Source organism: Myxococcus sp. AM011 (assembly GCF_013372595.1).
In the GTDB taxonomy this organism is placed as follows: Bacteria; Myxococcota; Myxococcia; order Myxococcales; family Myxococcaceae; genus Myxococcus; species Myxococcus eversor.
This window is the reverse complement of the sequence record NZ_JABXEM010000399.1, coordinates 1-7,238: the sequence shown is the minus strand read 5'-3', so window position 1 is coordinate 7,238 and position 7,238 is coordinate 1. Positions and strand designations below refer to the sequence as shown.

The window sequence follows — 7,238 nt, the reverse complement described above, 5'->3', positions numbered from 1 at the left end:
AGCCTGGGATGGCGCGGGGGCTGGGTGTGGGCCTGCTCGGGGTGTTGCTGGGCTACCTGGTGCTGTGCGCGCGGGTGCGGCGGACGCTGAAGGTGCCCCGGCTGCATCTGGAGGTGTCGTTGCCCACGCTGCGACAGGCATTGGAGCAGGTGGGGGTGTCCTGTCTGGACTGGTCGCTGGCGGCGATGGTGCTGTGGGTGTTGTTGCCTGCGGGGTCGGGGATTTCGCCGCCGAGCATGGTGGCGTTGTTCGCGGTGGCGCAGCTCGTGGGCATCGCCAGTCAGGTGCCGGGCGGGCTGGGTGTGTTCGACTCCATCATCCTGGCGGCGCTGACGCCGGGGGTGCCGGCATCGATGGTGCTTGGCACGCTCGTGGTGTACCGCATCGTCTATTACCTGCTGCCCTTCGCGGTGGCGGCGGTGCTGCTGCTGGGGCACGAATTGGCGCAGCACCGGGGCCAGGCGGCGGAGCTGCGGGCCCGCCTGGGACGGCGACGACAGGAGGGGTGAGTGGAGGTCGCTCATCTCTCGGGGCTGGCATCCTCCAGCGCAGGTCCGCGAGGATGCAGCGATGCGACCCCTCGCGTGCGCCGTGCTCCTGCTCTTCTTCTCGGCGTGTGCGACGTCGGCACCGGCTTCAAGTGTGCGCAGGCCCCCGAGCCCGAGGGTCGCCAATCTCCAGAGAGCGGCGAAGTTACCGTGGAGGGACGGTGGCCGATGCGCCGTCCATCAGGCCTCCCAGCCGTGGCCCGTGTTGGCGGAGCGCTGCTTCCAGGCTCTTGACCATGACCGGGTCCGATTCAATGACCCCACGGGCAGGTGCGCCGTTGCTTCGGCGGGCACGATGGTTCTGGGAACCGGCCTCTGCATCCTGGCTGCGCCGGAAATCATCACCGGTGCCGTGGTCGTCGTTGGCATCTTGGTGGTGGGCGTCGCCATCAAAGAAGCGCTGGATGCATATGCCCTGAGCGGAAGTCACTCCGAGGAGGAAGAGGTCACGCTCCTGGCGAAGCCCGTCTCGCGGGAGTCCTCCTCGAAGCGGAAGCCTCAACCCGAGCCAGCAGGGCAGGACTGGTTTTCTCCAACGCCACCCGACTCCCCTGAGAAAGAGCGCCACCCCCGGTGCGAGCCCATCCCGGTGCCGCACCTTGGCGGAGATGCCGCGCATGACAGGTGCGCCGACCAGTTCCCTCCGAATCGTTTCCCTGGCAAGGACGTGCTCGTGAAGGGCAAGCGCTTCGACGCGCTGCAGGTCGGCGCGCGGGTGCTATGGGAAATCAAGACCGACCAATTCGACACGTACTCGGAATTCCTTCAGGAGCAGGTGGTCCGGCAGCAGGTGGCGACGATGCGAGAAGAGCGAACCATCGCGATGGAGTGTGGATATGGCTTCGTCGTCGGGGTGAGCACCGAAGCCCACAAGGAAGCACTGGCCGAGCTCGAACGCACCCTCAACATCGTCGTTACGGGATGCAAGCGGTGACCACTCGAAGAAGACTCAGCATCGCCGTCTACGCTCCAGTGCTCACGAGAAGTGATGGCCGTCCGCTCGCGGTCATCCAGGGGATGGAACGGGCGCTGCCCGGCTTGCGTCTGGAGTGGAAGGTCTCCGAGGACGGGCACCCCATGGCCTTGCAAGCTCGCGATGCGTGGCTCGCGGAAGTGATGAGGGACGGAGGATTTCCTCTCGTGTGCAACGGGGACGAGAGTCACCCCGTGACGGTCCACGGACTGCAAACGCCAGGGAGTCAGGCACCAGGTGGTCAGCCGATGCTCGACGTCCATGCGAAGCTCCCGCTGGACGAGGACTTGATTGCCGCGGCGGTGGGCGTGCTGGAAGGCGTGGCGGAGGGAGCGCGCGCGTACTGGGGGCATGCGACGCCGACCAAGACGGCGGTGCGAATCGCGGGGCAGACAGTGGATCCAGTGCACAAACCTGGGATTCCGCCCCAGGAGCTTCCAGCGCTCAAGTTCCCCGAGAAAATCCGCTCGCCCGAGATTCCGTATTGCCTGGGATGGCTGAACTACTGGTCGGCCGCCACCGCCCAGACCCTTGGGTTCCCGGAGGCCTCGCGCGACGCCGAATTGCTCACGCGAGCGCGTCGTACGCTATCTGGAGGGTGGATTGTCCAGCTCACGGCCGCGCCACTGGACCTGGATGACCCCGCACATCTGGATGCGCTCCTGCGCGCCTATGCGCGGTTCCCGGAGATTGGTGGCCGCTCGGCTCCTTGACCATCCTGAACAGGGCCTCCGCGCGCGTGTTGTGCCGGCCTTCGTTTCCTGCTTCCGTGACTCCCGCGATGCGAGTTCATCAATCAGCGTGGGTGTCGGCGCTCTGTGTCCTGGGCATGGGGATGGGAAACGGCTGCAGCTGCGGCCCCGCGCAGCGGCGCATCAACCCGGATGGGGGCCCCACGCGGAAGGTGGCTCGCATCGTCCAGGAGTATCCGCACTCGACCGAGGCCTTCACCCAGGGGCTCGTCTTCCATCAGGGCCGGCTCTTCGAGAGCACCGGCCACATGGGCACGCTGCGTGAGCTCTCCCTGGAGTCCGCCACGCCCGTGTGGATGGAGGAGCTGGGCAACATCTTCACGGAGGGACTCGCCAGTGACGGCGAGCGCCTCTACCAAATCACCTGGACGGAAGGGCTGCTCTACACCTGGAGCGGTCTGCCCCCTGTCCGCGAGCGCACCACGCGCTACTCCGGGGATGGCTGGGGCCTGTGTTACTGGCAGGGCCGCCTGGTCCGCAGCGATGGCAGCTCCACGCTGACCTTCCACTCGCTCGACACCTTCGAGCCGCTGGGCACCGTGGAAGTCACGCTGCAAGGACAACCGCAGGACCAGCTCAACGAGCTGGAGTGCGCCAATGGCGTCATCTACGCCAATGTCTGGCACTCCTCGAGCGTGCTGGAGATCGACCCCGCCACCGGCCAGGTCATCGCCATCATCGACGCCTCTGCACTCACGCGTGCCGTGGCTCCTCAGTTGGACAACCGCGAGGCCGTCCTCAACGGCATCGCCGTGGACCCCGCCACCGGCCGGATGCTCATGACTGGCAAGCTCTGGCCGAAGCTCTTCGAGGTCCGCCTGGAAACGCTCGACTGACGCTCAGGGCTTCTTCGCCTCGTCGTCGCGCTCCAGCTTCCGGTACAGCGTCTTCCGGTCCACGCCGAGGATGCGCGCCGCCAACGTCCGGCTGCCACCCACCGCCTCCAGCACGCGGTGGATGTAGCGCCGCTCCAGCTCCTCCAGCGTCACCAGCTCCGACGGGTCCGTGTTCTCCGGCACCACCTTGGGCTGGCTGTAGTTCCGGATGCGCTCGGGAAGGTCATCCACCGTGAGCTGCTCGAACGACGTGAGCGCCACCGCGCGCTCCATGCAGTTCTGCAGCTCGCGCACGTTCCCCGGCCACCCATAGGCCAACAGCCGCTGCGCCGCCGACGGCGACAGCCCCACCACGCGCTTGTTGTTGCGCGCGGCGAACTGCTCGATGAAGCGCTGCGACAACAACAGCACGTCGTTGCCCCGGGCCCGCAGCGGAGGCAGCTCCACGCCGATGACGTTGAGCCGGTAGTACAAATCCTCGCGGAACCGGCCCTCCTCCACCGCCAGCTCCAGGTCGCGATTCGTCGCCGCGACGATGCGCGCGTCGAACGGCACCTCCGTGTCCCCGCCCACCGGGCGCACCACCCGCTCCTGGAGCGCGCGCAACAGCTTGGGCTGGAGCGTGAGCGGCAACTCGCCCACTTCATCCAGGAACAGCGTGCCGCCGTTGGCCTGGACGAAGAGGCCCGTGCGCGTCGCCTTGGCGTCCGTGAAGGCACCCTTGGCGTGGCCGAACAACTCGCTCTCCAGCAGCGCCTCCGGCATCGCCGCGCAGTTGAGCGCCACGAACGGCCCCGCCGAGCGGCGACCCCGCGTGTGCACCGCGCGCGCCGCCACCTCCTTGCCCGTGCCGCTCTCGCCGGTAATCAGCACCGTGGAGTCCAGGTCCGCCACCCGGTCGATGAGCGCATAGGCCTGCTGCATGGCGGGGCTCTCGCCCACCACCGCGCCGCTGTCCTGCTGCCGCCCCAACTGCTGCCGCAGCCGGCGCACCTCGTCGCGCAGGGCCCGGTGCTGCACCGCGCGCTCCAGTACCAGCACCAGCGCATCCAGGTCGATGGGCTTGGTGACGAAGTCGTACGCCCCCGCGCGGATGGCGGCCACGGCCGTCTCCAGGCTGCCGAAGGCCGTCAGCACGATGACGGGGATGTCCGGCCGGTTGAGGACGATGCGCTCGCACAGCGCCAGCCCATCCATCCCGGGCATGCGCAGGTCCGTCAACACCACGTCGAAGTCCTCGCCGGCCAGTCGCGCCAGCGCCTCATCCGCGGACGCGAGCGCCACGGGCGTGTAGCCCCGGCGAGTCAATCCCTTCTCCAACATGGCGCGCATCTCGCGCTCGTCCTCGACCATCAGGACGCGGCCTGGCATGTGTCCCCTCCGCTCGGCAGATAGATGGAGAAGCAGCTACCGCGTCCCAGCTCGCTGCGCACGGCAATCCAGCCGCCATGGTCCCGGATGAGACCATACGAGACGGACAGCCCCAGCCCCGTGCCCTCGCCCACGTCCTTCGTGGTGAAGAAGGGCTCGAAGACATGGCCCAGCACGTCCGCGGGGATTCCGCCGCCCTCGTCCTCCACGTCCACCCGCACGTAGCTGCTCTCCGCGCCCCCGACGTCCGTGGGCGGCGTGGCGCGCGTGCGCGTCGCGAGGATGCGCACCATGCCGGGCTTGTTCATCGCCTGCAGCGCGTTCATCACCAGGTTCGTCAGCACCTGCTGCACCTGACCTCCATCGGCCTCCAGCATGACACCCGGGGGCACGTCGTCCACCAGGGTGATGCTCTTCTTGGACGCCATGGGCCTGAGCAGCGACAGCGAGCGGTCCACCAGCTCCCGCACGTCCTCCGGGGCCCGGTGCGGCGCGCGGCGCCTCGCGAAGTCGAGCAGCTGCCGGATGATGCCCGTCATGTGCTGGGCCTGCTGGGAGATGATGCGAGCGCACTCGCCCACCTCCTCGCCCTCCGCCTCGCCCGACGAAATCATCTTCGAGCGGCCCATCACCACGTTGAGCGGCGTGCCCAGCTCGTGCGCCACGCCGGAGGCGAGCTTGCCCACGGTGGTGAGCCGGTCCGCGTGGCGCAGGTGCTCCACCGCGGACAGGCGCGCGACAGTCTCCGCGGACAGGCGCGAGCGCGTCTCCTCGAGCTGCTCGCCCATGCGGTTCATCGCGTCGGCCAGCGTGGTGATTTCGTCCCCGCGTCGCTTGGTGGGCAGCCGCACGCGGGCCGTCAAATCACCCTGGCCGAAGCGGTTCGCCAGTTGCACCAGCTCGTCCACCGGCTCTCCGACGAGCCTGCGGCCCATGGCCATGGCGGCGATGAAGAACGCGAAGGTGATGGTGCCGGTGGCGACGATGGTGCCCACCACCGTGACGAAGACGTGCTGGCGCTCTTCGCCCAATGACTCGGTGATTTCGATGGCGCCGAAGCGTGGGCCGATGCGGACCGGCGTGTACGAATGCAGCAGGCCGGGCTCCGGAGTCGGGTCCACCATGGAGCCGTCCTGCCCCTGGCGCAGCGTGGCCAACAGGCGCGGCGGGAAGCCGATGAGCGACGGAGTGCCGGGGCCCCCATCCAACCAGACCCAGCGCAGGTGGACCTGCTCCTGGTAGTTGTTGGACTGGTTCAGGAGCGTGAGGGCTTCACGCTCACCGGCGAGCTGCCACGCCTTGCCGATGGTGCCAGCGAGCGTGTGGCCGAGCAGCCGGTGGTCATGTTGCATGTCCAGCGCCGAGCGCTCCAGCTCACGGCGGACCTGGATGACCTGCAGCCCGGCGATGACGGCCACGGCGAGCAGGACGAGAGCGAGGGTGAACTTGCGAGCGAGTCTCACGGTGGGTCGAGGCTATTCCGGTCCATGCACCTGGGAGGGGTCGAATCCGCATGGACCGGAAGGAAGTACTCACAACGTACCGCGAGCGCCGAAAGAAGAGGTCAGTGCGTCGCGCCGGTGTCCTTGGTGGGAGTGGAGGCGGCCTTGGTGTGGGCCGCATGCTCCTTGGAATGCTTCGCCTTGGTGCCAGGCTTCGCGGGCGCCTCGGCGGCGGGCTTCTGCGCGGTGGGGGGCGTGCTCGGCTTGGGAGCCGCGGCGAACGCGCCCGTCGACAGCAGGGAAAGGCCGACAGCAAGAGACAGGGTACGCTTCATGGCTTCTTCTCCGGTCCGTGCCCGCGATGTCTCGTGGGGCACGGGGGGAGGGCCTGAGCATCCCCCATGCCAGGGCGGTGCTCGGCGAGACTTCCCTCGGAGGACAGCGTCCCAGCGGGATGAACTGACCCGCCGGGACCGGGGCACATTGCCCCGTCGGGGCGAAGTGCCCCCGCTTCAATACTGTTTGTCCAGGGCCACCACGTCGCTGACCAGGGAGAAGCCACTCGCGGGGCACGCGGCGATGGCGGGCTCCGACGTGTCCAACAATCCCCGGCGCTCGACGAGCGTGCTGCCCACGACTTCGTGGACGAAGATGCGCCCGCCGTTGGTGTCACCCAGGTAGGAGCGATTGCCCACCACGGCGAAGCGGCCGGCGGCCGGAATCGGACAGGAGCCGATGCCTGGCGAGCATTGGATGGGCGCGGTGGACACCACGCGGTCCTGCGCGTCGAGGAGCACCAGCGCCGAGCGCTCCACGGACAGCAGCTTGAAGTCGGAGTCATAGGTGGCCTTGCCGCCGCAACTGACGAGGAGCTGTTCGCCCACGGGCGCCACGGAGCTCGGGTTGAGGCAGCCCTCGCCCAGGTCGATGAGGTCCACCGCGCGGCTCGTCGGGTCGATGCGTGCGAGCAGGCCGGGCCCGCCGGGGCTGTACGTGACGGGGTTCAGGTTGTTGAGGGCGACGTACAGCTTGCCGTGGTGGCTGGCGATGCCGGTGGGCGTGGACAGCGTGGTGTTGCCGGAGAAGGGCTTGAGCGCGGCCCCCGAGGGCAGCTCGATGGTGTCCACCACGGTGGGCTCGTTGTTGGCCAGTGAGACGCGCACCACACGGCCCCCGGCGGACGGGTCGCCCAACAGGTTGCCATAGAGCGTGACCCAGAGGTCGTTGCCCGTCCACGCCATGGCGAAGGGATTGGTGTTGGCGCCGAAGCTCACGCTCGCGATGTCGGTGAGGGGGATGCCGTCGGGGTAGTGGGA

General features: G+C 68.3%; 7 protein-coding genes and 1 pseudogene. 4 read left to right on the top strand and 4 right to left on the bottom strand.

What is annotated here, in order from left to right; genetic code table 11:
* From HUW62_RS44475 to HUW62_RS44460, 4 genes are all read left to right on the top strand, one after another.
* Positions 1 to 509: lysylphosphatidylglycerol synthase domain-containing protein (locus HUW62_RS44475; protein WP_176437899.1), on the top strand; the 509-nt coding region annotated here is incomplete at its 5' end.
* A 334-nt stretch (positions 510 to 843) separates the two neighbouring features.
* Positions 844 to 1,482 (top strand): DUF6310 domain-containing protein, encoded by a 639-nt coding sequence (locus HUW62_RS44470; protein WP_368670634.1) that lies wholly within the window; start codon positions 844 to 846, stop codon positions 1,480 to 1,482.
* Positions 1,470 to 2,234, top strand: coding sequence for a DUF5953 family protein (locus tag HUW62_RS44465; protein ID WP_217911933.1), 765 nt, complete (start codon positions 1,470 to 1,472; stop codon positions 2,232 to 2,234). Before HUW62_RS44470 ends, HUW62_RS44465 begins: the two co-directional genes overlap by 13 nt.
* A 122-nt stretch (positions 2,235 to 2,356) precedes the next feature.
* Positions 2,357 to 3,109, top strand: a complete 753-nt coding sequence (locus HUW62_RS44460) for a glutaminyl-peptide cyclotransferase (RefSeq protein ID WP_255203983.1) — start codon at positions 2,357 to 2,359, stop codon at positions 3,107 to 3,109.
* A 3-nt stretch (positions 3,110 to 3,112) separates the two neighbouring features.
* On the opposite strand, the gene HUW62_RS44455 is transcribed toward HUW62_RS44460, so the two are convergent.
* The 4 genes and pseudogenes from HUW62_RS44455 to HUW62_RS44440 all read right to left on the bottom strand — a co-directional run.
* The gene (locus HUW62_RS44455; RefSeq protein ID WP_176437895.1) at positions 3,113 to 4,480 is read right to left on the bottom strand and encodes a sigma-54 dependent transcriptional regulator; all 1,368 of its coding nucleotides are present in this window, start codon (positions 4,478 to 4,480) and stop codon (positions 3,113 to 3,115) included.
* Positions 4,462 to 5,943: a HAMP domain-containing sensor histidine kinase gene (locus HUW62_RS44450; protein WP_176437894.1), complete on the bottom strand. Its 1,482-nt coding sequence runs from the start codon at positions 5,941 to 5,943 to the stop codon at positions 4,462 to 4,464. Before HUW62_RS44450 ends, HUW62_RS44455 begins: the two co-directional genes overlap by 19 nt.
* 101 nt (positions 5,944 to 6,044) lie before the next feature.
* Positions 6,045 to 6,257, bottom strand: coding sequence for a hypothetical protein (locus HUW62_RS44445; protein WP_163869503.1), 213 nt, complete (start codon positions 6,255 to 6,257; stop codon positions 6,045 to 6,047).
* A gap of 177 nt (positions 6,258 to 6,434) precedes the next feature.
* Positions 6,435 to 7,238: pseudogene (locus tag HUW62_RS44440) on the bottom strand (hypothetical protein); the annotation flags it as partial.

Bases quoted from the DNA above. Each gene is read 5' to 3' on its own strand.
- HUW62_RS44445 (WP_163869503.1), bottom strand. From the start codon at position 6,257: ATGAAGCGTACCCTGTCTCTTGCTGTCGGCCTTTCCCTGCTGTCGACG.
- HUW62_RS44460 (WP_255203983.1), top strand. From the start codon at position 2,357: ATGGGAAACGGCTGCAGCTGCGGCCCCGCGCAGCGGCGCATCAACCCG.
- HUW62_RS44470 (WP_368670634.1), top strand. From the start codon at position 844: ATGGTTCTGGGAACCGGCCTCTGCATCCTGGCTGCGCCGGAAATCATC.
- HUW62_RS44455 (WP_176437895.1), bottom strand. From the start codon at position 4,480: ATGCCAGGCCGCGTCCTGATGGTCGAGGACGAGCGCGAGATGCGCGCC.
- HUW62_RS44465 (WP_217911933.1), top strand. From the start codon at position 1,470: ATGCAAGCGGTGACCACTCGAAGAAGACTCAGCATCGCCGTCTACGCT.